This window comes from Hyphomicrobiales bacterium (assembly GCA_016710435.1).
GTDB lineage: Bacteria > Pseudomonadota > Alphaproteobacteria > Rhizobiales > Aestuariivirgaceae > Aestuariivirga.
Map to the genome: position 1 here is coordinate 1,037,369 of JADJVV010000001.1, position 24,990 is coordinate 1,062,358.

27 protein-coding genes are annotated in these 24,990 nt (G+C 62.5%); 10 read left to right on the plus strand and 17 right to left on the minus strand.

What is annotated here, in order from left to right:
- Positions 1–164: 164 nt before the first annotated feature.
- Positions 165–1,382: an FAD-binding oxidoreductase gene (locus IPM06_05035; protein ID MBK8769776.1), complete on the plus strand. Its 1,218-nt coding sequence runs from the start codon at positions 165–167 to the stop codon at positions 1,380–1,382.
- A 609-nt stretch (positions 1,383–1,991) separates the two neighbouring features.
- On the opposite strand, the gene IPM06_05040 is transcribed toward IPM06_05035, so the two are convergent.
- The 4 genes from IPM06_05040 to IPM06_05055 form a co-directional block, all read right to left on the minus strand.
- Entirely contained in the window at positions 1,992–2,453 is a 462-nt protein-coding gene (locus tag IPM06_05040) for a RidA family protein (GenBank protein ID MBK8769777.1), read from the minus strand.
- A gap of 33 nt (positions 2,454–2,486) precedes the next feature.
- Positions 2,487–3,953, minus strand: coding sequence for a M20/M25/M40 family metallo-hydrolase (locus IPM06_05045; GenBank protein MBK8769778.1), 1,467 nt, complete (start codon positions 3,951–3,953; stop codon positions 2,487–2,489).
- Positions 3,950–5,197, minus strand: coding sequence for a M20 family metallo-hydrolase (locus IPM06_05050; protein ID MBK8769779.1), 1,248 nt, complete (start codon positions 5,195–5,197; stop codon positions 3,950–3,952). The genes IPM06_05045 and IPM06_05050 overlap by 4 nt, the downstream gene beginning before the upstream one ends.
- Positions 5,198–5,334: 137 nt before the next feature.
- The gene (locus IPM06_05055; protein MBK8769780.1) at positions 5,335–6,399 is read right to left on the minus strand and encodes an aldo/keto reductase; all 1,065 of its coding nucleotides are present in this window, start codon (positions 6,397–6,399) and stop codon (positions 5,335–5,337) included.
- Between the two features lie 105 nt (positions 6,400–6,504).
- On the opposite strand from IPM06_05055, the gene IPM06_05060 reads away from it, so the two are divergent.
- Both IPM06_05060 and IPM06_05065 read left to right on the plus strand, forming a co-directional pair.
- A complete protein-coding gene (locus tag IPM06_05060; protein MBK8769781.1) occupies positions 6,505–7,149 on the plus strand; it encodes a cyclic nucleotide-binding domain-containing protein in 645 nt (214 codons plus the stop codon).
- Between the two features lie 89 nt (positions 7,150–7,238).
- Positions 7,239–7,889, plus strand: coding sequence for a cyclic nucleotide-binding domain-containing protein (locus IPM06_05065; GenBank protein ID MBK8769782.1), 651 nt, complete (start codon positions 7,239–7,241; stop codon positions 7,887–7,889).
- On the opposite strand, the gene IPM06_05070 is transcribed toward IPM06_05065, so the two are convergent.
- Positions 7,852–8,091, minus strand: coding sequence for a DUF3329 domain-containing protein (locus tag IPM06_05070; GenBank protein MBK8769783.1), 240 nt, complete (start codon positions 8,089–8,091; stop codon positions 7,852–7,854). The genes IPM06_05065 and IPM06_05070 overlap by 38 nt on opposite strands.
- A 106-nt stretch (positions 8,092–8,197) precedes the next feature.
- Between IPM06_05070 and IPM06_05075 the strand changes: the two genes are divergently transcribed.
- From IPM06_05075 to IPM06_05085, 3 genes are read left to right on the plus strand one after another with little or no spacing between them, the layout of a single operon-like run.
- Positions 8,198–8,872, plus strand: coding sequence for a dienelactone hydrolase family protein (locus tag IPM06_05075; protein MBK8769784.1), 675 nt, complete (start codon positions 8,198–8,200; stop codon positions 8,870–8,872).
- Between the two features lie 57 nt (positions 8,873–8,929).
- Positions 8,930–9,253 (plus strand): cytochrome c, encoded by a 324-nt coding sequence (locus tag IPM06_05080; protein MBK8769785.1) that lies wholly within the window; start codon positions 8,930–8,932, stop codon positions 9,251–9,253.
- A complete protein-coding gene (locus IPM06_05085; protein ID MBK8769786.1) occupies positions 9,250–9,645 on the plus strand; it encodes a cytochrome c in 396 nt (131 codons plus the stop codon). The genes IPM06_05080 and IPM06_05085 overlap by 4 nt, the downstream gene beginning before the upstream one ends.
- Here IPM06_05085 and IPM06_05090 read toward each other — a convergent pair.
- The 4 genes from IPM06_05090 to IPM06_05105 all read right to left on the minus strand — a co-directional run bounded on the left by IPM06_05090 (position 9,621) and on the right by IPM06_05105 (position 14,848).
- Positions 9,621–10,322, minus strand: a complete 702-nt coding sequence (locus IPM06_05090; GenBank protein MBK8769787.1) for a gamma-glutamylcyclotransferase — start codon at positions 10,320–10,322, stop codon at positions 9,621–9,623. The genes IPM06_05085 and IPM06_05090 overlap by 25 nt on opposite strands.
- A 3-nt stretch (positions 10,323–10,325) precedes the next feature.
- Positions 10,326–11,402, minus strand: coding sequence for a DUF4432 family protein (locus tag IPM06_05095; protein ID MBK8769788.1), 1,077 nt, complete (start codon positions 11,400–11,402; stop codon positions 10,326–10,328).
- 80 nt (positions 11,403–11,482) lie between these two features.
- Entirely contained in the window at positions 11,483–12,775 is a 1,293-nt protein-coding gene (gene rhaI, locus IPM06_05100; GenBank protein ID MBK8769789.1) for an L-rhamnose catabolism isomerase, read from the minus strand.
- A 6-nt stretch (positions 12,776–12,781) separates the two neighbouring features.
- The gene (locus IPM06_05105; GenBank protein ID MBK8769790.1) at positions 12,782–14,848 is read right to left on the minus strand and encodes a bifunctional rhamnulose-1-phosphate aldolase/short-chain dehydrogenase; all 2,067 of its coding nucleotides are present in this window, start codon (positions 14,846–14,848) and stop codon (positions 12,782–12,784) included.
- A gap of 145 nt (positions 14,849–14,993) precedes the next feature.
- Here IPM06_05105 and IPM06_05110 point away from each other — a divergent pair, with 145 nt between their 5' ends.
- Complete coding sequence (locus IPM06_05110) at positions 14,994–15,797, plus strand: DeoR/GlpR transcriptional regulator (protein ID MBK8769791.1); 804 nt, start codon at positions 14,994–14,996, stop codon at positions 15,795–15,797.
- Positions 15,798–15,836: 39 nt separating this feature from the next.
- Positions 15,837–16,283 carry a two pore domain potassium channel family protein gene (locus tag IPM06_05115; protein MBK8769792.1) on the plus strand — a complete coding sequence of 149 codons (447 nt, stop codon included), beginning with the start codon at positions 15,837–15,839 and terminating at the stop codon, positions 16,281–16,283.
- A 26-nt stretch (positions 16,284–16,309) separates the two neighbouring features.
- Here the strand turns inward: IPM06_05115 and IPM06_05120 are convergent, their stop codons facing one another.
- The 7 genes from IPM06_05120 to IPM06_05150 form a co-directional block, all read right to left on the minus strand.
- Positions 16,310–16,606: a Dabb family protein gene (locus IPM06_05120; protein ID MBK8769793.1), complete on the minus strand. Its 297-nt coding sequence runs from the start codon at positions 16,604–16,606 to the stop codon at positions 16,310–16,312.
- The gene (gene hydA / locus IPM06_05125) at positions 16,603–18,051 is read right to left on the minus strand and encodes a dihydropyrimidinase (protein ID MBK8769794.1); all 1,449 of its coding nucleotides are present in this window, start codon (positions 18,049–18,051) and stop codon (positions 16,603–16,605) included. The genes IPM06_05120 and hydA overlap by 4 nt, the downstream gene beginning before the upstream one ends.
- A gap of 61 nt (positions 18,052–18,112) precedes the next feature.
- Positions 18,113–18,952 (minus strand): DMT family transporter, encoded by an 840-nt coding sequence (locus IPM06_05130; GenBank protein MBK8769795.1) that lies wholly within the window; start codon positions 18,950–18,952, stop codon positions 18,113–18,115.
- A gap of 118 nt (positions 18,953–19,070) precedes the next feature.
- Positions 19,071–20,066, minus strand: a complete 996-nt coding sequence (locus IPM06_05135; protein ID MBK8769796.1) for an ABC transporter substrate-binding protein — start codon at positions 20,064–20,066, stop codon at positions 19,071–19,073.
- Positions 20,067–20,101: 35 nt separating this feature from the next.
- A complete protein-coding gene (locus IPM06_05140) occupies positions 20,102–20,866 on the minus strand; it encodes an ABC transporter permease (protein MBK8769797.1) in 765 nt (254 codons plus the stop codon).
- Complete coding sequence (locus IPM06_05145) at positions 20,863–21,732, minus strand: ABC transporter permease (GenBank protein MBK8769798.1); 870 nt, start codon at positions 21,730–21,732, stop codon at positions 20,863–20,865. Before IPM06_05145 ends, IPM06_05140 begins: the two co-directional genes overlap by 4 nt.
- Entirely contained in the window at positions 21,722–22,498 is a 777-nt protein-coding gene (locus IPM06_05150; GenBank protein MBK8769799.1) for an ABC transporter ATP-binding protein, read from the minus strand. The genes IPM06_05145 and IPM06_05150 overlap by 11 nt, the downstream gene beginning before the upstream one ends.
- An 84-nt stretch (positions 22,499–22,582) precedes the next feature.
- On the opposite strand from IPM06_05150, the gene IPM06_05155 reads away from it, so the two are divergent.
- Together IPM06_05155 and IPM06_05160 are read left to right on the plus strand one after the other, a co-directional pair.
- On the plus strand, positions 22,583–23,215 hold the full coding sequence (locus IPM06_05155) for a TetR family transcriptional regulator C-terminal domain-containing protein (protein MBK8769800.1): 633 nt from the start codon (positions 22,583–22,585) through the stop codon (positions 23,213–23,215).
- Between the two features lie 81 nt (positions 23,216–23,296).
- Positions 23,297–24,076, plus strand: coding sequence for a formyl transferase (locus IPM06_05160; protein ID MBK8769801.1), 780 nt, complete (start codon positions 23,297–23,299; stop codon positions 24,074–24,076).
- Between the two features lie 3 nt (positions 24,077–24,079).
- On the opposite strand, the gene IPM06_05165 is transcribed toward IPM06_05160, so the two are convergent.
- The gene (locus IPM06_05165; GenBank protein ID MBK8769802.1) at positions 24,080–24,898 is read right to left on the minus strand and encodes a polyphosphate kinase 2 family protein; all 819 of its coding nucleotides are present in this window, start codon (positions 24,896–24,898) and stop codon (positions 24,080–24,082) included.
- Positions 24,899–24,990 lie beyond the last annotated feature (92 nt).

Consider the following 24,990-nt stretch of genomic DNA (forward strand, 5'->3'; position numbering starts at 1 on the left):
GCACCATAGTTTGAGATGGGGCGAGAATATGGCAAGGTGAACTTATGAATCTCGTGCATCCAGACGCCCTTCACTTTGATCAACCCGTTGATAGCTATTGGGAATCTTCTGCGGATCCCCTGAACCTCAGCCTTTCAACTCTCGCCGGGCCGGAAAGTTGCGATGTGGCCGTGATCGGCGGTGGCTTCACCGGCCTTTCAGCAGCACTGGAACTGGCGGAACGGGGCGTTGACGTGCGCCTTCTGGAGGCTGGCGCCATCGGCTGGGGCGCGTCAGGCCGCAACGGCGGCTTTGCCTGCATCGGCTCCCACAAGATGTCCTACGGCAAGATGATCAGCCGCTATGGCCGCGATGCCACCAAGCAGTTCTTCAAGACCATGCAGGAGAGCGTGGCCCTCGTGGCAGACAATGCGGCGCGCCACGGCATCGACATCTGGAAGACCGGCAACGGCGAGATCACCCTGGCGCATCTCCCCAACCGTCTCGACGAACTGCGCGAGGACCAGCGGTTTCATCGCGAGACATTCGGCGAAGACAATGAGGTGCTCACGCGCGACCAACTCGTGGAGCGCGGAATGGCCGGACCGGGATTCCATGGCGGCCTGCTCGGGCCGACCGGCTTTGGCGTCCATCCCCTCAACTATGCACGCGGCCTCGCCCGCGCGGCCCACAAGGCCGGCGCCAGGCTGCATCCCCACAGCCGCCTCATCCGCTGGGAGGAAAGCAACGGCGCGCACCGCCTCACGACGGCCACCGGAACGCTCACCGCAAAACGTGTGATCGTCGCCACCAATGGCTACACGCCCGAGGATGTTTCGCCGCGTCACGCCGGCCGCATCATGCCGGCCCTTTCAAATATCATCGTCACGCGCCCGCTCACCGATGCGGAACTGAAGGCGCAGAACTGGACCAGCGAGATCCTCGCCTACGACAGCCGCAACCTGCTGCACTATTTCCGCCTCCTGCCCGGCAAGCGTTTTCTCTTCGGCGGCCGTGGCGGCACCGATTCATCGGCGGCCGCGGCAGCGGGCTACCGGGCCTACATGACCGAGACATTCCAGCGCATGTTCCCGGCCTGGAAGGACGCGGAGATCACTCACTTCTGGCGGGGCTTTGTCTGCCTCGCGCACGACCTCGTGCCCTATGTCGGCGCACTGGATGAAGGAAAGACGGTGTGGACCGCGCTCGCCTATCACGGCAACGGCGTCGCCATGGGGTCGTGGTCGGGCCGCGCCGTTGCCCGCATGATGCTGGACGGGCAGGCGGCGCGCGCTATGCCCGCCGTCATCACCCGCCGACTCGCAAAATATCCCCTCCCCATGTTCCGCCCGCTCTACCTGAAGGGCGCCTATCTCTGGTTCGGCTGGCAGGACAGCCGCTGAGGTGGCGCGGTTCAGGCGAACCGGATACGTGGCGCCATCGCGTCTATTGACTTTATTCCTGTTATATGATTTATAACTTGCGATGGGTCTGGCAAGGAGGGATCAGTGTCGCGAGCTTATCTGCACTGCCTCACCCGTGAGCAGCGCCCGCGCGGGATGGACAAAGCATCCATCTCTCCCGGGAGCCGGAGGTCCGCCCCTTGGACACTAGGGTCCAAGCGCGGTTTACCGCAGTTCACCCACACCCCGCGTTCCTCTTTGGAGGAATGCGCAACGGGGCCGGGCTCAGTCCGTAAGTGCCCTGGTTGTGTGGATTGGCGAGTGCGGGCCTTGCGGGCCAAAACCGCTGCGTTTCAAGGTTGGGCTTATCGCCGAATCCAATACCTCCTTTTCACCACTGCATGCAGGCGACAGGCCCGTACGGGAACAGTCCCTCCATTTTTCCCTCGACACCCCATGCCACCGTGAACCCTCGCACCAGATTGCCCGTCACCCCGGCGAAGGCCGGGACGGGGCTTTTTGGAGATTCCGCGGGCGCGCCCTCACGCCATCAGACAAAAAAACTCCCCCATGGAATGGGGGAGTTTCTCGATCAGACAAAAATGTCGCTTACTTGCGCTTCGCCTTCTTGGCCTTCTTCGCCTTCTTCGCCGGCTTGGCGGATTTCTTGGCGGATTTCTTGACGGGGCGGGTGGCCTTGGCGGCCTTGCGAGCCTTGCTCACGATGGCTGCTTCCACCATGATTTCCACGTCGATGCCGGGGGCGGCAAGTTTCGATTCCACCGTGGCGCGGGCGGGCGTCTGGCCCGGCACCACCCACTGGTCCCACACCGAGTTCATCTCGGCCCAGGTCTTGATGTCGGTGAGCCAGATGTTGGCCTTGACGATATTGGTCTTGTTGGTGCCCGCTTCCTTCAGCGTCTCGTCGATCTGGTCGAGAATGTCCTTGGTCTGCTCGGCCACGGACTTGCCCTGCGCCTTCTCGGGCGTGTAGCCCGCGAGATAGACCATGCCGTTGTGGATGACGGCCGCGCTCATGCGCTTGCCGGGTTCGATGCGCTTCAATGCCATTGTGTTGCTCTCCTTGGAATTGCCACTGGCGCTCTAGCCAAGTTTCGCCACCGCTTCAATGACCGACAGCAACACGCGCGGCAATGTCTCGAAGGCGTAAGGCGCATGCAGCCGTTCGAGCCAGGTGTGATAGTCGCGGCCCCAGGGTCCGATGTTGATGCAAGGCCACCCGCCGGGCGCGGGCATGGTGAAGCCGCTCCCCCAGATCGGCGTGTTGGCGGCCACCACGGAAAGGTCACCCGCCGCTTCGCCGTAGAAGCTCATGTCGGAAATCCCGGCGAAGAAATTGACCTCGCCGAGGCCGAAGGGAGTCACCGCGGACGAGATGGCCCGGCGCAGCGGCCCGTCCTTCAACAACACCGCAGGATAGGGAATGGACCCGAAGCCGACGATCACCGCCGGCCCCCGCACGTCATTGGCCTTCACCAGGGCTGCAAAGGCAAGGCGCGTCTGCTCCGGAAGAGACAAGGCAGGATCGGGCGTGAAGGCCGGCATGGGAAAATCAGACGCGCGGTGCAGAGCAATCTTCTGCCCGGTGCGCGCCTCCGCCGCGGCCACGGCTTCAGCGGCGAGGTCCATGGCGATATCAAGCACCTCCGCCCCGGATTGGCGGTGTTGCAACGTATTCCAGTAGGCGAAGGCGGAGGCAGGAGTCGTCACGTTGTAACCCTGCTTGCCATCCTTGGCGAAAAGCACGGTCGGCGGCGCCGCGACTTCGTCACCGGTGCGGTCCGACAGGCGCGGCGACAATTCGATCGCCCGCACCAGTTCCGCCATCACATAAGCGGCATTCACGCCCAGTTGCGCATATCCCGCATGGACGGGCACGCCCTCCACATGCGCGCACAGAAGCTGCTTGCCGATCGAACCATAGGTGACGATCCGCCCCGCGCGCCCATCATCCTGGTCGGAGATCGAATCGAGATTGATGACCAGTGCAATATCAAGGCCGTGCTGCTCCGCGGCATCGCGCAACTGCGCAATGGCGGCCCGCGCACCGGCAGACCGTTCTTCCTCATCCGAGACCCCAAGGAACAGCAGTGTGGCATCCCCGCCATAGGCCTCCATGGCGGCAAGCCCTGCGGCCAGTCCTGCCTTCATGTCGAGAAGGCCGCGCCCCGGCAGGAACGTGCCGCTTTCGAGGTCGGCCAGTGCCAGCGCACTTTCGCCGCTGTTCTGGAGCCTTGCGATCATGGCCCGCGCCAGTGCCGCCGGCTTCAGCGCCACATCCGTCAGTGCGCCATAGTCCTCGATTGTCACGGTATCGAAGTGCCCGGTCAGCACGACCGTCCGCCGCGACCGTCCCCGCTTCAACGCGAAGACGTTGCTGCGCCCGAACGGGTCACCGGGAATGGCCGCCACCCAGGCCGTATCAAAATGCTGAAGTTCGCCAGCCAGCCGGTGCGGCAGGGCCGCTTCGTCTGCTGTCCCCGTGACCGAGGGCCAGCCCGTCAGGAGAAGCGACAGCGCCTTGGCCCGCGCCGCAAGTTCGCTCGTCATGCCAGGCCCGCATCGTGGGCGAGAACGGCGTTCAGCAGCACTTGCGCGCCCGCACCGCATTCTTCCAGCGTCGTCGATTCCGACTCGTTGTGGGAGATGCCGCCGAGGCAGGGTACGAAGATCATCGTGGTGGGCGCCACGCGCGCGATATACGCGGCGTCATGGCCCGCGCCGGACGCCATTTCGCGGGATGCAAAACCAGCTTGGTCGGCGCCCTGCTGCACGCAGCGGATCAGCTCCGGGGCAAACTTCACCGCCGGTGATTTCCAGATGCATTTTTCTTCCAGGTCGAGATTCAGGTCTGCTGCGATTTTCGGCAGCGCCGCCTGGTATCCTGCCTCCATGGCGTCGAGCACGCGTTCGTCCGGATGGCGCAGGTCGACGGTGAAGAACACCTCGCCCGGAACCACGTTGCGGCTGTTGGGACGGTTCTCGATCAGCCCCACGGAAGCCACGCCGGGCAAATGCGCCATGCCGACCTGATGGATGGCTTCGATCATGCGCGAGGCCCCGAGCAGCGCGTTCTTGCGCAGGCCCATGGGTGTTGCACCCGTATGGCTTTCCTGACCCCGCACCGTCACTTCATACCAGCGCATGCCCTGCACACCGGTGACGACACCGATCATCTTCCCCTCGGCTTCAAGGATCGGGCCTTGCTCGATGTGCAATTCGAACATCGCGCTGAATGTGATGGCGCCCGCCTTGTGCTTTCCCTTGTAGCCGATGCGTTCCAGTTCGTCGCCGAGCTTGATGCCCTGACGGTCTTCGCGGCTGTAGGCAAATTCAGGCGTGAACACGCCCGCATAGACGCCGGAGCACAACATCGCTGGTGCAAAGCGCGAACCTTCCTCATTCGTCCAGTTCACGATCATGATGGGCGCGTTGCTCTCGTAGCCCATGTCCACCATTGTCCGAAGCGCCTCCAGTGGACCGAGCACGCCCAGAACCCCGTCGAACTTCCCACCCGTCGGCTGTGTATCGAGGTGAGAGCCCATGGCAATGGGGGCGAGGTCCTTGCGCTTGCCGGGGCGCGTCGCAAACATGTTGCCGACTTCATCCACCTCGACGGTGCAACCCAGCGCCTCGCACTGGGCCTTGAACCAGTCGCGCACCTTCTTGTCTTCATCCGATACGGTGAGCCGCTTGATTCCGCCCTTGGGCGTGCCGCCGAAGGCCGCTGTTTCCATCAGTGTGTCCCACAGCCGCTGCGGATTGATGGTGAGGTTGGTCTTCGGCGTGGCCATGTGTTCGGTTCCCAATCTTTGAACGTTTGGTCAAGATTAGGCGCGGGACCGGCCCCGGCGTCAAGCCCCGCAGAAGCGTGGCGATGCCGCATGAGCAAACAGGGAGACAGCGTAAGCCGGCTCCCCGTGCCGGATGATCACAGGCGCGGCTTCATCCGGGCCACATGTGGTGCCATCAGCGAAAGATCGGCAGGGCCGAGGCGCGACGCCGCGTTGAGCTGGTGCCAGTAGGGATAGAGAAGTTGCAGCAGGCTCACATCATCCAGCATGGCGCGTTCTTCCGCGGTGAGGACGAGCGAGGCGGAAGCAAGATTGTCCTTCAGCTGGGCCTCATTGCGCGCGCCGAGAACGAGCGAGCAGACGCCTGCGCGGCCCGCCAGCCAAGCCAGCGCCACCTGGGCACCGGACACGCCGCGGCCGTCCGCGACCTTGGCCAGCACATCCATGATTTCGTAGAGGCGCTCTTCATCGCGGATGGGAGGCTCACCCCAGTTGTTGTTGTGCCGCGTCACATCGGGCGTCACGCCCTTTCGGAACTTGCCCGAGAGCAGCCCGCCCGCAATAGGGCTCCACACCTGCACGCCTATGCCCTGGTCGATAGCCAGCGGGATGAGCTCGAACTCGGCATCGCGCGATTCCAGCGTGTAATGGATTTGCTGAACCACGAATTTCTCGAAGTTGTGGCGGTCGGCCGCCATCATGCATTTCATGATGTGCCAGCCTGAGAAATTCGAGCAGCCGATGTAGCGCACCTTGCCCTGCTTCACGAGCAGGTCCAGCGCCGCCATGGATTCCTCCACCGGCGTCATCCCGTCCCATTCATGCAGGTAGTAGATATCGATGTGATCGCGGCCCAGCCGCTTCAGGCTGGCTTCGCATTCATTGATGATGTGCCAACGGGAATTGCCTTGTTCATTGGGCCCCTGGCCCATGGGGAAACGCACCTTGGTGCCCACCATCAGCTGGTTGGAGCGTCCCTTGATGGCGGCCCCCAGCGCCTCTTCCGACTTGCCCGTGGTGTAGACATTGGCCGTATCGATGAGGTTGACGCCGTGGTCGACCGCCACGTCCACCAGACGCTTGCATTCCTGCGGGGTGATCCCGCCAATCTTGTCGAAAAAGCCCTCGCCCGAGAAATTCATGGTTCCCAGCGTGTGCAGCGAAATCTTGAGGCCGGAGCGGCCCAGAGAACGGTATTCCATCAGTTGATCCTCCCGCGTTTTGCGCTATCACGCCATGGACGGGGGCGATAATCAACTGCGTTTCGTGCAGATGCAGAATGCGCGGCGCCAAACGTGTGAATATTTATGCCAGCCTTTTCGCCTGACTATCTGGTCCATCTTGCGGCCATCGCCACACTGGTCTGCTACATGTTCCGCGACCAGATCAAGCTCCGCATCTTCGCCGCCATCGGCGACAGCCTGCTGTCGGCCTACTACTATTTTGCCTTTGCCGATCCGCTCTGGAACCCTCTGGTCTGGAGCATCGCCAACGTCGCCATCAATGTGACCATGATCGCCATCCTGCTGCGCGAACACCGCATGTCACTGCTCACCGACAACGAGATGACGTTGTTCCGCTGCCTCGAAACACTCAATCCCGGTCAGTTCCGCAAACTCCTCAAGCTCGCGACATGGCACGAGGGGGAAGAACCAGCGCGGCTCACCGAAGAAGGCGCGATGCTCGACAAATTGTACTACGTGCTGGATGGCAAGGTGACGATCGGCAAGCAGGGCCGCCTGATGGAGCGCGACCCTCGCCTGTTCATCGGCGAAATTGCCTTCCTGCGCGACAAGGCCGCCAGCGCCACGGTGACCACGGCGGAGAAATCGCTTTATGTCTCGTGGGACCAGGCGGAGTTGCGCGCACTTCTGAAAAAGAACGACGACATGAAGAACGCCATGCAGGCCCTTCTTTCCGCCGACATGGCCGACAAGGTGGCCGCCGCCTAGGCCCGGACCACAAAGCCGGAATTTTTCCCTCTGGACAAGAAGGCCACGCGCCGTCCAGCCTCATGGCGGGACAATGGGAGTGAATATCAATGCCGGGCTTCGAGGCGATGGCACAGCACCTGATTCATGTCGGTGCCGTGCTCTATCTGATCTGCTTTCTGTTCCGTGACCAGATAGCGCTCCGCACCTTCGCCATTGCCGGCGACTTTGCCTACATGGCCTATTACTACAGCGCATCTTCCAGTCCCCTGTGGGAAGCAATCTTCTGGATCATCCCCAACATGGGCATCAATATTGTGATGATTGCGCTCATCCTGCGCGACCGCCGGATGACGTCGCTGAGTGACCACGAAATGACACTGTTTCAGAATTTGCGTGGCCTGACACCGGGCCAGTTCCGCCGGCTGATGAAACTGGGCCGGTGGGAACAACTGGAAGAAGGCCGCGCGATCACAAAGGAAGGCCAACTCCTTGATCGCCTCTACTATGTTCTGGACGGCGGCGTGGAGGTCAACAAGTCGGGCCGTGCAATTGATGTCGATCCCGCTGTCTTCATCGGTGAACTGGCCTATCTGCGGGACAAGCCGGCAACAGCAACCGTCACGGTAAAGCCGCGGGCCGTGCTGGTGTCGTGGGCCCATGCCGAATTGCGCCGTGCCTGCGACAAGGATGGTGAGTTGAAGACCGCGCTTCTGACGCTGCTCAATTCTGATCTGGCGGAGAAGGTGGCGCGGGCTTGACCGGTTCGGCTTGGACCGGTTCTTTCCAGGTGATCAGGAACGTCCACAGCGAATAGGCAAAGGCCCCGCCCGCAATCACCATCCACATCGGCTCGCCGCCGCGGAAGATTTCAAGGGCAGCCCACACCGCCGTCACGGCGATGATGGCAAGGCGCCGCCACAGGGGACGGTAGAATGGATGGTCGGTTGATCCGAATGACATGGCGCACCTTGTTTCATGATGGACGCCGCCGCGCAAGGGCGGTGGCTGATCCCTTGTCACGCGCCAACCTCTTTGCAACACTTGCGCCGAAAAGGGGATGCAGACCATGGGCACATCAATCACGTTCAAACGCCATGACGGCAAGGAAACGGCGGGCTATCTCGCCAAGCCGGGGCGCGACCATGCCCCCGGCATCATCGTGATACAGGAATGGTGGGGATTGCAGGATCAGATCAAGGGCATTTGCGACCGGCTGGCCCGCGCCGGATACGAAGCACTTGCACCCGATCTCTACGCCGGAACCACCGTGCCCTACCACGACACGGAGCGCGCCAACCACGAGATGGCCTCGCTGGACTTTCTCGATGCCACCGACAACATCGTGCGCGGGGCTGCCCAGTACTTGTCACGCAGTGGCGCCAAGGTCGGCCTCACCGGATTCTGCCTGGGCGGGGCTGTCACCATCCTCGGAGCCGTTCGCCTCCGGGAAATTGCCGCCGCCTGTTGCTTCTATGGCATTCCACCGCGCGCCGCGGCGCATCCCGAAGACATCCGCATCCCTTTCCAGGGCCATTTTGCCAGCCGTGACGACTGGTGCACGCCAGAACTGGTTGCGAACCTTTCCCAGTCCCTCGCATCCGTGCGTCCGGCGGCGGAAATCTTCAGCTACGACGCCGACCACGCCTTCATGAATGAACAGCGCGGCGTGCATGACCGTGCGGCCGCGGAATTGGCGTGGAAGCGCATGCTGGCCTTCTGGAAAACCCATCTCGGCAGCTGAAACCCGCCGTTGACCTGCATCAAGGTCAATTGTCATTGCTCGTGCTAGCCAAGGACTATGAGCATCCGTGCATATGCAGTGGTGTTGGGCGTCCTCTTCGGGGTTTCCCCGGCCTTTGCCGGTGATCCGGTAACCGAGGGCCAGAAACTGCTACAGGACAATTGCAGCCGGTGTCATGCCGTCGGTGCGGAAGGCGAAAGCCCGCTTCCCATTGCACCGCCCTTCCGTACGGTCATGAAGATCTATGGCGCGGATTCCCTGGAGGAGGCCTTGGGCGAAGGCCTCATCACCGGCCATCCCGACATGCCCGAGTTTGTCTTTCCTCCCGAACAGGTGGGTGCCATCGTTGCCTACCTCCATACATTGGAAGCCAAGCCATGATGAAGCGTACCGCCATCGGCATTGCCGCTACATGTTTTGCAGCACTGGCCTTTGCGGCAGTAGCCGCGGCCCAGGATGACCAGACCAAGATTGATCATGGGAAGCGTCTGGCCGAATCCAACTGCGCCATCTGCCATGCGATCTATGCGACCGGTGAAAGCCCCCTCGTCATCGCACCGAAGTTCCGCGACATGGCCGTAAGCTATGACTTCGCAGAACTCGAGGATGCCTTCAACGAAGGCGTGGCCACCGATCATCCTGCCATGCCGGACTGGCAGATGTCGCCCGAACAGGCCGAGGCGCTCGCGGCCTACATCATGAGCTTGTCATTCGCGGGCGCGAAGAAGAGCGATCTCGAGGCTGTCCCTCAGAGTGGCATGGGCTTCCCGTAGAGGGCCTCGATCTCCGCCGCCACCTTCTCCTGCAAATGCCACAACCCTTCGTCGTGGATGCCCAGCCCCTCCAGGTGCGAGACGGTATTGTAGAGATATTCCGCGCCCGACCCCCAGTGCCCGCAGGCCCGCGCCAGGCCGTGAGCCACGTCCGCCAGCGGGCGGCCTGCCATATAGTTGTCGAGACGTGACGGCCCCGCATAGAAGGCCAACGCCTTGAGCGGCCCTTGTGGCGTCTCCACATCAATCCAGCGTACCGCCTCGACGGCGCCACGGCGGGTCAATTCGCGCCGGATCAGCTTTTCCACGGTACTGAGCAGGTCGCTCTCCGGCAAGCGCAACACAACGCCCTCGCAATGGCCGCCGGGATCCAGGCACATCATGTAGCCGGGTTGCTCGATGGTGCCACGGTGGCGCCGGATCTGCATGGAAAAGGCGCGGTGCCACCCCTGCGCCACGGCCCGCCGCATCTCCTCATGGGGCACTTCAGGTTTCCAGATCAGAGACCCATAGGCGAAAAGCCAGAGCGGCCCGTCACCACGGCCGGACAGGATCAATGTCGCGAGCGGCAGGAAATCCTCTTCCCCCAGCAACTCGACCGACGGCAAGGGTCCGGCGTCCGCCACCTCGCGGTGGCAGAGCGCCACATGTGCGGGAGAAAGCCGAAGCCCTGCCATATATCACCCGTTGATCGCTGCGATCTCCCTGGCGACGCGGGCCGTGTCTTCCGCGTCCAGCGTTCCCACCCGCATGTCCACGCGCCAGGTCTCGCCGCCACCCAGGTTCACATAGAGGCCCTTCTTCTTTTCGGCCGTGTGGCCTTCCACCTCCGACGTCGAAGGGAACGCAACGCCAATGGCATCCTGGTCGGGCGTGCGGCAGATCCAGCGGATGCATTGTCCGCACTGCTCGGGACGGTAGCGCATGTAGTCCGATGATCCATCCGGGCGCCGCAACAGGGCGTGTGCGAACCCGTCGGGACCTGCCGTCATGTCGATGGTCATGGCCACTTCGGGATCAAAGGCGAGGCCGGGCCTCAGAACGTGATGCAGCTTGGGATCAGCGGCAAGTTTCTCCAGGAAATCCTTGTACGCGGCAGTCGGCGTGATGTGGGCCGGAATGGATTTGCGCACGCGGACGGCCTTGGAAGTTGCCGGTGCGGAATAGAAGAGTTCGCCATTGTCCACGGGACGGAAGTTGGCATGGGCGAGGTACATCAGGTCCATGGGCGTCTTCTTCAGATTCTCCACCGAAAGTGAAATATCAAGCAGGGTCGAATCCGCGCCCATCACATGGGTCGACGTTGCGAGGTAGTGATACGAGAAGGCCACCGTGTATTCATAGGTGCCAACAATGGCGCATGTGCCCTTCTGCTCATCGAGGACGACCCAGCCCTTCTGGTAAGGCGCATTGGGAAGTTCGCCATGCAGGGGATGGCGGTCCGTGGGACCTGGCGCGCCAATCGCCGTGGCGCCGCAGTGTATGAAGAACGCGCCGTAGGTTTCGAGATAGGGCACATCCGGCACCGGTTCGTCGAACATCGACTTCATCGTGAGGTCGCGGCCATCGAAGATGCAGCGCCAGATCTGATGCCCCTTGAAAGGTAGCACGATTATCTCGCCCCGCCTGTTGCGCACCCGCATCGCGGCGATGCCGCTGTCGTAGCGGAAGGTCGAGAGCGTGAAGCCTGCGGCTTCCGCCAGCGGCTTTTCCTTCTCGCCAAACTGGACCGCAGAAAGATCAATGCGCACAGGCATGGGGAATATCCTTGAAACGTCGTTGCGTGGCGCAAGGTTTGCCATGGCCGCCGCAGCTTGCCAAGCCGCCGTGGCGTGCGTCAGACGATGCCCGACGACGAGCCTGCAACGGCGGGACGTTCGGCCGTCTTGCGGGCACGATAGCCCGAGGCACGGTAGGTCTCGATCGGTGCCAGAGCGCCTCCCTTGCGCAGCCGCGCCTCCGCCAGGATCGGGGACACGTCGGTGGTATAGGCGACCTTCAGCATGCGGTGCGCCGCCATCACATCGTTGGACTCCTGCGCGGCAGCGAGCCCCTTGCGGTTGACCAGTGAGGCCTGCACGAAGCTCCGAAGGATTTCCGTGGCCGACGACATCAGGCTTTCGATCGGGTCCGTGACGTTGTGCGACTGGTCAATCATGTAGGCCGGGGCGAAGTCCTTGGCCTTGCGCAATTCGGCATCCACCAGTTCGTTGAACACGAGGAAGAGGCGGAACGGCTCGATGGCGCCCGCATCAAGATCATCGTCGCCATACTTTGAGTCATTGAAGTGGAAGCCTGCAAGCCGCCCAACATGAATGAGCCGCGCCACGATCTGCTCGATATTGGTATTGGGCGCATGGTGGCCAAGATCGACGAGGCACTTCGCCTGCGGCCCCAGGTGCTGCGCCGCCATGAGGCTGGAACCCCAGTCGGAGATCACCGTGGAATAGAAGGCGGGCTCATACATCTTGTGTTCGAGGAAGAGCAGCCAGTTCTTTGGCAGGCCGGCGTAGATCTGTTCGCAGGCCGCCAGATAGTTGTCGAACATCCGAGTCAGGTTCTGCTGTCCGGGAAAGTTGGTGCCGTCGGCGATCCACACCGTCAGCGCCGTCGACCCCAGCTTCTGGCCGATCTCGATGCATTCCAGATTATGCTCCACCGCCTGCTGCCGCGTTCCCTTGTCGGCATGCGACAGGGAGCCATGCTTGTAGGAGAGCGGCTGGCCCTTCTGGTCCTGGAAGGTGTTGGAATTGACTGCATCGAAGCCAAGCGAATATTGCGCCGCCTCCTGGCGGAGCGCATTGTAGTCTGAGACCTTGTCCCACGGGAAATGCGGGGACACGGTTCCCGTGGCGCGCGTCAACTGGTTGATGACGCCACAGTCTTCCAGCTTGTCGTGGACGTGGCGTGGTTCACCAGGCCCTGGAAAGCGGGCGAAGCGCGTGCCCCCCGTGCCCACGCCCCAGGTGGGCACGGCCACCTGATAGTCCATGGTCCGCCGTGTCAGGTCTTCGATCGAAATCCCGCGCCGCTGCAACTGCTGCCCGAGATGGGCATAATCATCCGTGTGGGCGATGAGAGACTTCGCGTTCTCACCTGCAATGAAATCACCTGAAATCGCGAAGCTCATGTGCCCCTACCGTGTGAAGGAAGCGAGATGACCCGCATCCACGTTGAGGATGTTGCCCGTGGACTTGTTGGAGGCATCGGAAGCAAACCAGTAGACCGCCTCGGCAATGTCCTCGGGATAGACGGAACGTTGCAGCAGCGAGCGCTTGCGATAGTGATCGTCCAGTTCATCGGGCTTGATGCCGAGGCTCTGGGCGCGGCTCATGCGGAAACCTTCCGACATGATCTTCGAACCGCGCAGCACCGCATCCGGGTTCACCGTGTTGACGCGGATGCCGAGCGGCGCACCTTCCGCCGCCAGCACGCGCGCCAGATGGATTTCCGCCGCCTTCATCGCGCCATAGGCCGAGGTGCCGGGCGAGGCCACCATGCCATTCTTCGAGGCGATGTAGATCATTGAGCCTGCGTTGTTCTGACGCTTCAGCAGGCGGAAGCCTTCGCGGCCCACGAGGAAATAACCCGTGCCAAGGATGGCCATCTGCTTGTTCCACACATCGAGCGTCGTCTCATCCGCCGGCATGGGAATGGCAATGCCCGCATTGTTGACGACGATGTCGAGGCCGCCGAAGCGCAGCGCGGTCTCGTCGAAGCCCTTCACCACGGCCTCTTCCTTCGTCACGTCCATGTTGACGGTGAAGACATTGTCCTTGCCGAAGCGCTTGCCCAGTGCCGCGCTCACCTCTTTCATGCCGTCGTCATTGATGTCGGCGATGGTGACACAGGCGCCTTCCGAGAGCAGCTTTTCGACGATCGCAAGCCCGATGCCGCTGGCACCACCCGTGACGAGCGCCACACGCCCCTGCAAGGCCTTGGGCTTCGGCATGCGCTGCAGCTTCGCTTCTTCCAGCAGCCAATATTCGATGTTGAAGGCCTCCTGCTCGGGAAGGCCGCGATACTGCGACACGCCGTTGGCGCCGCGCATCACGTTGATGGCGTTCACATAGAATTCCGAGGCGATGCGCGCCGTGGCCTTGTCCTTGGCAAAGGAGATGAGCCCCACGCGCGGCACGAGATAGATCACGGCATTGGCGTCGCGCAGCGCGGGCGAATCCGCATGCTTGCAGCGCGCGTAATAGGCCGCGTAGTCCTTGCGGTAGCCGTCCAGAAGCGCATCGAGGGCGGGACCGTCGGCATCATGCGGCACGATCAGCGGCTTGATCTTGGTGCGCAGGAAGTGGTCCGGGCATGAGGTGCCGAGCGGAGCCAGCGCGCCGAGCTGCTTTGAATTGACGAAGTCCAGCACCTCGGGAACGTCGGTGAAGTGGCCCGCCTTGTGCTCGCCCTTGCTGATGCGTCCGCGAATATCCGGCATGAGGCGGCGCGCCACCGCCTTGCGTTCCTCCGCCGGGAGCGATGCCACGGCCTCGCCGCCAAACACGGGGCGCTTCACATTCTTGTCGAGCCACACCGCAGCCTTGTTGATGATGCGGAGCGTCGTCTCGTAGCTTTCCTTGGCGGTCTTGCCCCAGGTGAACAGGCCATGGGCACCCAGCACAACGCCCACGAGTTTCGGATTGGCCGCCGCCATGGCGCCGAGCTTGATGCCAAGGTCGATGCCCGGGCGCTGCCACGGCAGGTAGCCCATCTCGTCGCCGAAGATCTCCTTGGTCAGCTTCTCGGAATCGGCCGAGGCGGCAATGGCGATCACCGCGTCCGAATGCACATGATCCACATGGGCCCACGGCACATAGCCATGGAGGCAGGTATCGATCGACGGTGCGCGGGGATTGAGGTTGAAGATGCAATGGTTCAGCGCGTGCACCATCGCGTCTTCCTGGTCGAGGCTCTTGTAGAGGGACTTCAGCGATTCCAGCTTGTCCATGTAGAGTGTGGCAAACCCGTCGAGCTTCATGGAGCCGAGGTCGCCGCCGGAGCCTTTCACCCACAGCACGGTCACATCCTTGCCCGTCAGCGGATCCTTGTGCGTCACCTTGGCGGAGGTGTTGCCGCCACCGAAGTTGGTGATCCGGAGATCGGCCCCCAGCAGGTTGGAGCGATAGAGGAGTTTGCCCGGCTCATCGAGACTGGCGGCGTGTTTATCGTCCCACAGGGACGTCAGGAGGATGTTGCTCATGGCGCAAACCATAGGCAAGGCATTCGCTCAAGGTCAATCAGAAATCATCACTGCATGTGCGATATTGCACTGCAATGACGTTTTGCGATGCAATATGAGTGAAACGACATTGACCTTTGTGAGCGATTTTGATTAGCGTCCGCTCATGCATGAACGCGAGCGCTGGCAGTTGATCCTCACCCACATCCGCAGCCGTGGCGTCATGCGGCTGCGCGAATTGGGTGCCATGACGGGGGCCTCGCCCGCCACCCTGCGCCGCGATGTCACCAAGCTGGAGGAGCTGGGCCAGATCAGGCGTATTCATGGTGGCATCGAAGTCGTGGAGTCGTTCCAGCAGTCGCACCTCAGCGCCAGGCCCTTCGGCATTGCCCAGGGCATGAACTCCGCCAAGAAGCGGGCGCTGGCGCGCGAAGCCGCCAACATGTGCCGCGACGGCGAATCGATCATCATCAATGCCGGTTCCACCACCTGGTACATGGCCGAATACCTGCGTGAGCGCCGACTGCAGATTCTCACCAACTCCTTTCCCATCGCTCAGGAACTGATCGGAACCAGCGGCAACCGCATCGTGTTGCCCGGCGGCGAGGTCTATCGCGAGCAGGGCATCATCCTCTCGCCGTTTGATGAAGATGCGATCCAGCATTTCACCGCGTCGCGCATGTTCATGAGCTGCCATGCCATCAGCCAGATGGGCGTGATCGAGGGAGATCCTCTCATTGCCCGCGCCGAGGCGAAGCTCCTCACCCGCGCCGAGCAGCTGGTGGTGCTGGCCGATTCCACCAAGTTCGAGACACGGGGCTCCATGGTGTTGTGCCAGCTCTCCCAGGTCCATACCCTCATCACCGACGAGGACGCGCCCCCCGCCATGCTCGACATGATGCGCGGCCGTGGCGTCAATGTGGTGATCGCCCGCGACGGCAGCGAGGCGAATTCGCGCACCGCCGCCTGAGCGGTTTGCGTGACGCGGCACGTCCTGTAACCTCCGCCCATGCACGCCCTCATCCTCAATCTCGTCCTCGCCACGGTCATGATGACCTGGACGGTTGGCATCCATTTCTTCGGCATCGTCTTTTTGCTGCGGCTCCTCACTCGCCACAGCCACCGCGTCGCCCACATGTCCGAGGTGATGCGGCAGATCTCGTTGCTGATTTTCGCCGTACTCGGCATCGTCGCCCTGCATACGGCGGAAATCTGGTCCTATGCGCTGGTCTACCTCACGCTGGGCGCCATCACCGAGTTCGAGCCGGCGCTCTATTTCTCCACCGTCAGTTTCACCACCCTGGGCTACGGCGACATCGTACTGGGGCCGGACTGGCGCATCATGAGCGCCATCGAAGGCGCCAACGGCCTCATCCTCTTCGGCTGGTCCACCGCCTTCCTCATTTCCATGATGAGCAAGATGCGCACCCTCGAACACGACTGGCTGGAGCGCTGAGGCAATGTACGTCTTCTCCACCTGACCTAGAACGTCATCACCTCGGTGTCATGCTCCATGAACGACACGACCTCGGGCACCCAGCGCGACTCCACAAAGGCCACGTGGTCGGGATGGATGTTGTAGCCGTGATAGGCATCCTGGTCGTCGAAGGTCATGGAGACGGCATAGTCGAAATCATTCTTCGGACTCGTCTCCCGCGAAATCGCAAAATCCCGCACACCGGGAATCTTCTGCAAGCCATTGAGGGCATCAAGGAACGACCGCTCTTGCGTCGAACCCTTGGCATGCTTCAGCTTGAAAATGGCCGCGTGACGGATCACGGCGTCACCTCGATCCGCTCAACTCCCTTCGGCTGCGTGATGCCTTTCCAGATCGAGAACGCCTGGTTCACGGGGGCGTTGGGTTTGCGGGCGACGAAGTCTCCGTCGCCGGCCTTGGCGCGCATGTCGCCCTGATCCCAGGCGATCTTGCCACGCGAGATCACGGTGCGCGGCACGCCCGTGCACTTGAAGCCTTCGAAGACATTGTATTCGATGCGGCTGATCTGCTTCTTCGCCGTGATCGTCTTGGTGCCCTTGGGGTCCCAGATCACGATGTCGGCGTCCGCGCCCGCGCGCACCACTCCCTTGCGCGGATACATGTTGAGGATCTTGGCGATGTTGGTGGAGGTCGCCGCCACGAATTCCTCCTTGGTCAGGCGCCCCGTGTTCACGCCTGCGGTCCACAGCACCGGCATGCGGTCTTCAAGCCCGCCCGTGCCGTTGGGAATCTGCGTGAAGTTTTTCGTCCCCATGCGCTTCTGCGCGCGCGTGAAGGTGGCGTGATCGGTGGCCACGACCGAGAGCGTGCCCGATTGCAGGCCCGCCCACAGCGAATCCTGGTGCTTCTTGTTGCGGAAGGGCGGGCTCATCACGCGGCCCGCCGCATGGTCCCAGTCCTTGTTCTGGTATTCGCTGTCGTCAAGCACGAGATACTGCACCAGCGGTTCGCCATAAACGCGCTGCCCCGCCTGCTTGGCGCGGCGGATGGCGTCATGCGTCTGCTCGCAACTCACATGCACGATGTAGAGCGGCACACCCGCCATGTCGGCGATCATGATGGCGCGGTTGGCGGCCTCGCCTTCCACTTCCGGCGGACGCGAATAGCTGTGGCCTTCAGGGCCCGTGACGCCACGCGCCAGAAGGTCGGCCTGCATGCGCGCCACAACATCGCCGTTCTCGGCATGCACCAGCGGAAGCGCGCCAAGCTGGGCGCAGCGCTTGAACGAGTTGTAGAGTTCGTCATCGTTCACCATCAGCGCGCCCTTGTAGGCCATGAAGTGCTTGAAGGTGTTGATGCCGTAGGTCTTCACCACGGTTTCCATTTCATCGTGGATCATCGGCGACCATTGTGTGATTGCCATGTGGAAGGAATAGTCGGCGGCCGCCTTCTCGCCCTTGTGGCGCCAGGCCTGATAGGCCTTGAGCAGGCTCTCGCCGGGCGCCGGAAGGCAGAAGTCCACTGTCATCGTCGTGCCGCCCGCCAGGCCCGCCATGGTGCCGGATTCATAGTCGTCGGCGGTCGACGTGCCCATGAAGGGCATGTCCATGTGCGTGTGCGGATCAATGCCGCCGGGCATGACATAGCAGCCGCCCGCATCAATCACCGTATCGCCCGAGAGGCCCTCGCCGACGGCAACAATCTGCCCGTCCTTGATGAGCACGTCGGCGCGTTCGGAAACATCGGCATTCACGACAGTTCCGCCGCGGATCAAAGTGGTGGCCATGGTAGTCCTCCGGTGATTTTTGACTGTTTGGTCAGAAGATGCCGCCGCGCGCGAGAACCTGTCAAGCCCGCACGCGTTTGAGCGTCAGCGCGATACCGCCAAGGATGAGCGCGGATGCCAGCAGGAATTCGCCTGGCAAATGCTCCCCCAGCAACAGGAAACCTCCCGCTGCGGCGACAGCCGGCACCAGCAGCTGCAAGGCACCTGCCGTGAACACGTTCATGTGCGGAACGACAGCATACCACATCACATAGCCCAGGGCCGATGTGAAGATACCGGAGGCGAGCGCCAGCAGCAGGCCATGGAGGCCTGGCCATTCCGGCTGGGCGGCCACCAGCCAGATGCCTGCGAGGACAGCCGCGCCGAGAAAATTCCGCGCCGTGCGCGCCACCGCGTGGCCGCCCTTGCGGCCTTCAACGGTGTAGAATCCCCAGGCCACGCCAGCCACGATCATCAACAACGCGGCAAGGATCGGCGGAGCCGACGCGCGCGGCAACAGAAGCCAGCCAAGTCCGGCAAGGGCGATGGCAATGCCGAGCACATCCCGTGTCCGCGGCGCGTGTCCCATGACCATGGCAATGGCGGAAACGGTGAGCTGTACCACCCCGAACAGGATCAAGGCACCCGTTGCCGCACCCATGGCGACATACGCATAGGTGAATGCGAGTGCGTAAATGAACAACGCTGCAATGCCGGCAAGATCCTTGGGGCCCGGGGCAAAGGTCAGGCCCCTGGCGAGGCCAATTGCAGCAAGCATGGCTGCGCCGGAAATCAACCGCACACCCATGAACATGGCCGGGGAAATGTCGTGGCTGGAAAGGGCAAGCCGCGTCAGTACGGAGTTGCCCGCAAAAGCCAGGATTGCGGCCACTGTCAAGGCGAGTGTGAGAAGCGGTTTCATGTCCGTCAACTCAAGGCGTGGCCGGCCTGACAATCCACGCGGCAGCTCCGCATGCGGATGCATGGGGAGTGGAGCCCCTGCGCTACCCGTTTCCGGAAAGAGCGCAGGGGCGTGTCGCTTACATGCCCTTGGCCTTGTCCGTCACGGCGGCGGACCAGGCGCCTTCCGGCTTCTTGGTGATGACCGGGGCCTCGCCGCCAGACGAGAGCAGCGTTTCCACCGTGCGGTCGGCAGCAGCGATGTCGAGGGTGCCATCCGAGCCTTCCGTCAGCTTGGAGATTTCGCCCATCATGCGCTTCTGATGGTCGATGGCAGCGGCACCCGTCGCGTCGGCATCGACAACGATCTGGGCAGATTCATCGTTATTGGCTCGGGCATAGTCCCAGCCCTTCATGGACGCCTTGACGAACTTCGCCATGGTCTCGACGAAAGCCGGATCCTTCAGCTTGTCCTCAAGAACATAGAGGCCGTCTTCCAGCGTGGCCACACCCTGGTCCTCATACTTGAAGGTGACGAGCTGGTCGGCGGGAATGCCGGCGTCGATCACCTGCCAGTATTCATTGTAGGTCATGGTGGAGACGCAATCCGCCTGCTTCTGGATCAAAGGATCAACGTTGAAGCCCTGCTTGATGACCTTGACGCCACCGGCCGAACCATCGGTCTTGTAGCCAAGGCGCGACATCCAGGCCATGAAGGGATATTCGTTTCCGAAGAACCACACGCCCAATGTTCTGTCCTTCAGGTCTGTCGGTGCCTTGATGCCGGTTTCAGCGCGGCAGGTGAGCATCATGCCGGAACGCTTGAAGGGCTGGGCGATATTCACCGTGGGCAAGCCCTTTTCACGCGAGGCCAGCGCCGAGGGCATCCAGTCCACGGCGACGTCAGCGCCGCCGCCTGCCAGCACCTGCTGCGGGTTCACGTCCGGCCCGCCCAGCTTGATCTCAACATCAAGACCGGCGTCCTTGTAGAAGCCCTTGGCTTGTGCGACGTAGTAGCCGGCAAACTGCGCCTGCGTCACCCACTTCAGCTGCAGTGTGACCTTTTCGGCACTGGCCGCACTGGCAGTGGCGAGCATGGCCGCAGCAGCGGCTGCCGCCGTCAGATATTTCTTCATCTTTAGTCTCCCTGTTTTATGTCCAAAGTCACGCCTTACGTGCGGTAAGACGGATGCCAGAATGTCACTCCCCGTTCTGCCAGAACGAGCAGTGCATAAAAAAGCGAGCCCGCCACCGCCGCCACGGCGATTTCGGCCCAGACCAGATCGAGGCTCATGCTGCCGAAGCCCGTCTGCATGCGAAAGCCCATGCCCGCGATGCGCGTGCCGAAAAACTCGGCCACGATGGCACCAATCATCGCCAGTGTCGAATTGATCTTCAGGGCGTTGAAGAGGAAGGGCATGGCGGCGGGCAGCCGCAAGGACGTGAGAGCCTGCATCCACGAGGCATTGTAGGAGCGCATGAGGTCACGCTCCAGATGCGAGGATGCCTGCAGGCCCGCAAGCGCGTTCACCAGCATGGGGAAGAAGGTCATGATCACAACAACCGCGATGTTGGGCGCAACGCCCGTGCCGAACCACATCACCATGATGGGGGCCACGCCGACGAGCGGCAGCACCGAGAAGAAGTTTCCGAGCGGCAGGAGGCCGCGCCGGAGGAAATCGAAACGGTCGCACAGAAGCGCCACGATGAGCCCCGCAGCACAACCGATGATCCAGCCGGGAATCACCGCCTGGATAACGGTCTTGAGGAAATCGTAGGCCAGCAGCGGAATCTCGTTCGTGATGCGCGCCCCGATCACCGAGGGCGCGGGCAGCAGCACCTGCGGGATCGGAATGGCGCGGCAGGCCACCTCCCAGACGGCGAGGATCGCCACACCTAGCAGCGCCGGGGCGAGAAGGTTGCGCAAGGCCCTCATGCGCGCACCCCCATGCGGGTCAGCATCCTGCGCTCGGCATGGCCCACGAGCCACACGAGTGTTGCCGCCATCACCGAGCCAGCGACCAACGCCGACCAGATCATCATGGTGAGGCCGTTGTACGAGCCGATGAGCAGCCGCGCGCCGATGCCGGCCACGGCACCCGTGGGCAGCTCACCGACGATGGCCCCGGTGAGCGCAATCGCGATGGCGATCTTGAGCGAAGTGAAGAGATAGGGCACCGAGGCGGGAAGGCGGAGCTTCCATAGCGTCTCCGCCGCACCGGCGTTGTAAGTGTGCATGAGATCGCGGTGGATGACATCAGGCGACATCAGGCCCTTCACCATGCCGATGGTGACGGGGAAGAAGCAGAGATAGGTGGAAATCAGCGCCTTGGGCAGGAGCCCGGTGAAACCCATCGCCCCCAGCACCACGATGATCATCGGCGCGATGGCGAGAATGGGAATGGTCTGCGAGGCGATGATCAGCGGCATCAGCGCCTTCGAGAGCAGCCTTGAATGCACGATCAGGATGGCAAGGCCGATGCCTAGCAGCGTGCCGAGGATGAACCCCACCAGCGTCGAGGAGAGCGTGACCCAGCAATGGTAGAGCAGTGACTTCTTCGCCCAGGGCGCGATGGTGAACACCGTCGCCCACAGATCGGCGGCAATCTGGTGCGGTGCCGGGATCACCGGCCGCGTGTGGTTCCAGCTTTCCGTGAGCGTGGCGGCAAGCCCGCCGCCAGCCGCCGCGATTTTCGCCTCCGCCACAACGGAATTCATGGGGATGCAGGCGAGATACCACACCACCACCAATATGAGGCAGATCACGAGCACGGGGATCGCCTGGCCGCGCTCAGTCTTCATAACTGTGCCCCGCCTTCAGGCCCTCGCGCACGCGATGCGCCAGCTTGAGGAACTCCGGCGACTCGCGGAAATCCAGCGTGCGGTCGCGCGGCAGGTTTGTTTCGATGACGTCGATGATGCGGCCGGGCCGCGGGCTCATCACCACGATCTTGGTGGAGAGGAACACCGCCTCAGGAATCGAGTGCGTGACGAACACCACCGTCTTCTGCGTCCGCGCCCACAGGTCGAGCAACTGCTGGTTCAGCTTGTCGCGCACGATCTCGTCGAGGGCACCGAAGGGTTCGTCCATCAGCAGCAGCTTGGGATCAAAGGCCAGCGCGCGGGCGATGGACACGCGCTGCTGCATGCCGCCGGAAAGCTGCCAGGGAAATTTCTTTTCGAAGCCGCCGAGGTTGACGAGATCGAGATTGCGCTTCACCCGTTCGGCAGCGCCTTCGATGCCCATGATCTCCAACGGCAGGGCCACGTTCTTTTCCACCGTCCGCCACGGGAAAAGGCCTGGCGCCTGGAACACATAGCCATAGGCCCGGGCGAGGCGCGCCGCATGGGGTGTCAGGCCGTTGACGGTGATGGTGCCGGAGGTCGCCTGCTCAAGATCGGCGATGACGCGCAAAAGCGTGGTCTTGCCGCAGCCGGAGGGACCGATGAAGGACACGAAGTCGCCATCCGCCACCGTCAGGTTGACCTTCGAGAGCGCATAGACCGGGCTGTCAGCCGTCTGGAACGTCAAGCTGAGGTCCTTGGCCTCGATCACGGCTGCCGCCACGGCATTCTCCCCGAAGGTTTTTTCTTGTTGGCCGGAAAGCTAACCGCACTTGACCATTTGATCAAGATTTATCAGGCTGGGGCCATGCCCAAGGCCCAGGCAAAGCCTGAACGGAAAACGCGCATCCAGTCGCAGAACGAGCAGATCATTCTGGACGCGGCCCTGGAGGTATTCTCCGCCTATGGCTATCGCGGCGGCACTATCGACCAGATCGCCGCCCGCTGCGGTTTGTCCAAGCCCAACCTTCTTTATTACTTCCGCCGCAAGGACGACATCTACGAAGCGGTGCTCGAACGCACCCTTGCCGACTGGTTGGAGCCGCTGCGCACGCTCGATGCGGCCGCCGACCCGGTGAGTGAGCTGACACGCTACATTTCGGCCAAGCTCGACATGACCTTCGAGCGCCCGGCCGCCTCCCGCCTCTTTGCCAACGAGATCCTGCATGGCGCACCGCACGTCGGGAAATTCCTGAAAGGTCCGCTGAAGGATCTGGTCGAGGCGAAGGCGCTGGTGCTGCGCCGCTGGGTGGCGGAAGGGCGGCTGCGCCCGCTTGATCCAGTGCATTTCATCTTCGCGATCTGGGCGGTGACCCAGCACTACGCCGACTTCGCGGCCCAGGTGGAGGCCATCACTGACGGCCCGCCCGACCGCGAAAGGGTCCGCCGCGCCGTCATCGACATCCTCCTCTGCGGCGTCAACAACGCGAAACCGGCCTGACCGTCACACGCCTTGCGGGCATCAGCAGGAGCTGTGCACGTTAACGCTTCGTTGCGGGGTGGCCGCTAAAACCTCGCCGTCATGGTTCCGAACGCCTCACTTCCGCGCCTCCTGCTGATCGGCAGCGATCATCCCACGACCTGGATCGTCTACAACAGGTTGGTGCGGGAGTTCGGCCTGTTCGATGCCATCATCGAGCAGCCGGTGGCGAAGTCCGTGCTGGTGAAGAACCGCGCCCGCAAGCTGGGCTGGCCGTCCGTGCTTTCGCAAATGGCCTTCGTGGCGCTCATCCGGCCGATCCTTGCCTACCAGTCGGAACGCCGCATCCGCGCCATCTGCCGCGACCATGACCTGGAACGCCAGCAGCCGTTCACGCCCGCCATCCACAACGTCTCGAACATCAACGCTCCCGAGTCGATTGCCCTCATCGCCGAGCGCAAACCCGATGTCGTGATCGTCAACGGCACGCGCATCCTGAAGAAGAACCTGCTGTCGGCGATCAAGGCGACCTTCATCAATACGCACCAGGGCATCACGCCCATGTACCGCGGTGCCCACGGCGGCTACTGGGCAATCTACAACAACGACCCTGCGAACTGCGGCGTCACCATCCATCTCGTGGATGAAGGGATAGACACGGGCGGTATCATCGCCCAGGCCCTGATCTCCCCAGCCGCGATCGACGGCTACCTCACCTATCCCTACCTGCAGATTGCGGCGGCCCTGCCCCTTCTTGCCGTCGCCATCCGCTCCCTCGCGGCAGGCAGCCTGCGCACTCTCTCGCGCAATGGACCATCCGCGGTCTGGTATCACCCCGGCTTCTTCCAGTACCTGAAAGCCCGCCTGCGCGGCGTGCGCTGATCCTCACACGATCTTGATCGTCTTCGGGTCCCAGTCCTTGGGCTGCGGGTATTGCGGATTCATTTCTTCCAGCGTCTCGCGCACGATCCCCGCGACGATGCCGTTGCGAACCCAGTTGCGGTCGGCGGGGATCACATGCCAGGGCGAATGTGCCGTGGAGCAGCGGTTCAGCATGACCTCATAGGCCTCGGCATAGTTGTCCCACAGCGCCCGGTCATCGAGGTCGCCCGGATTGAATTTCCAGCGCTTGGTCTCGTCCTCCACGCGCTCCTTCAGGCGTTCAGCCTGTTCGTCCTTCGAGATGTGCAGCATGAACTTGAGAATGCGCGTGCCATTGTCACTCAGCATCTTCTCGAAGGCGTTGATCTCGTCATAGCGCCGTTCGATTGCCTCCTTGGGCGCATAGCCCTTCACCTTCACCACCAGCACGTCTTCATAATGCGAGCGGTTGAAGATGCCGATCATGCCCTTGGGCGGGGCAACCTTGTGCACGCGCCAGAGATAGTCCTGGGCCAGTTCCGGTGCCGTCGGTGCCTTGAAGGGCGAGATGGTGACGCCGATGGGCCCGCAGGTGTTGAACACCGCCCGCACCGTGCCGTCCTTGCCCGAACAATCGATGCCCTGCAGCACCACCAGCAGGGCGCGCTTGCCTTCCGCAAACAGGCGGTCCTGCAACCCGTCGATGGCCTCGGCATCCTTTTCGGTCTGCGCCTTGGTCTTGTCCTTGTCGTCGAAGGTGCCCGTATCACGCGGATCGGCGGAGGCCAGCTTGAAGGCCTTGCCGGGTGCCACCCGGAAACGTTCGGCGAGCGACTTTGCCATGAGCTTGACCCCTTTCACGCAGGACGGCAGGCATTAACCTGCCCTTGATTGAAAGCATCCTTTGCTGCAAGCCTCAAGATTTGGCAATCCTA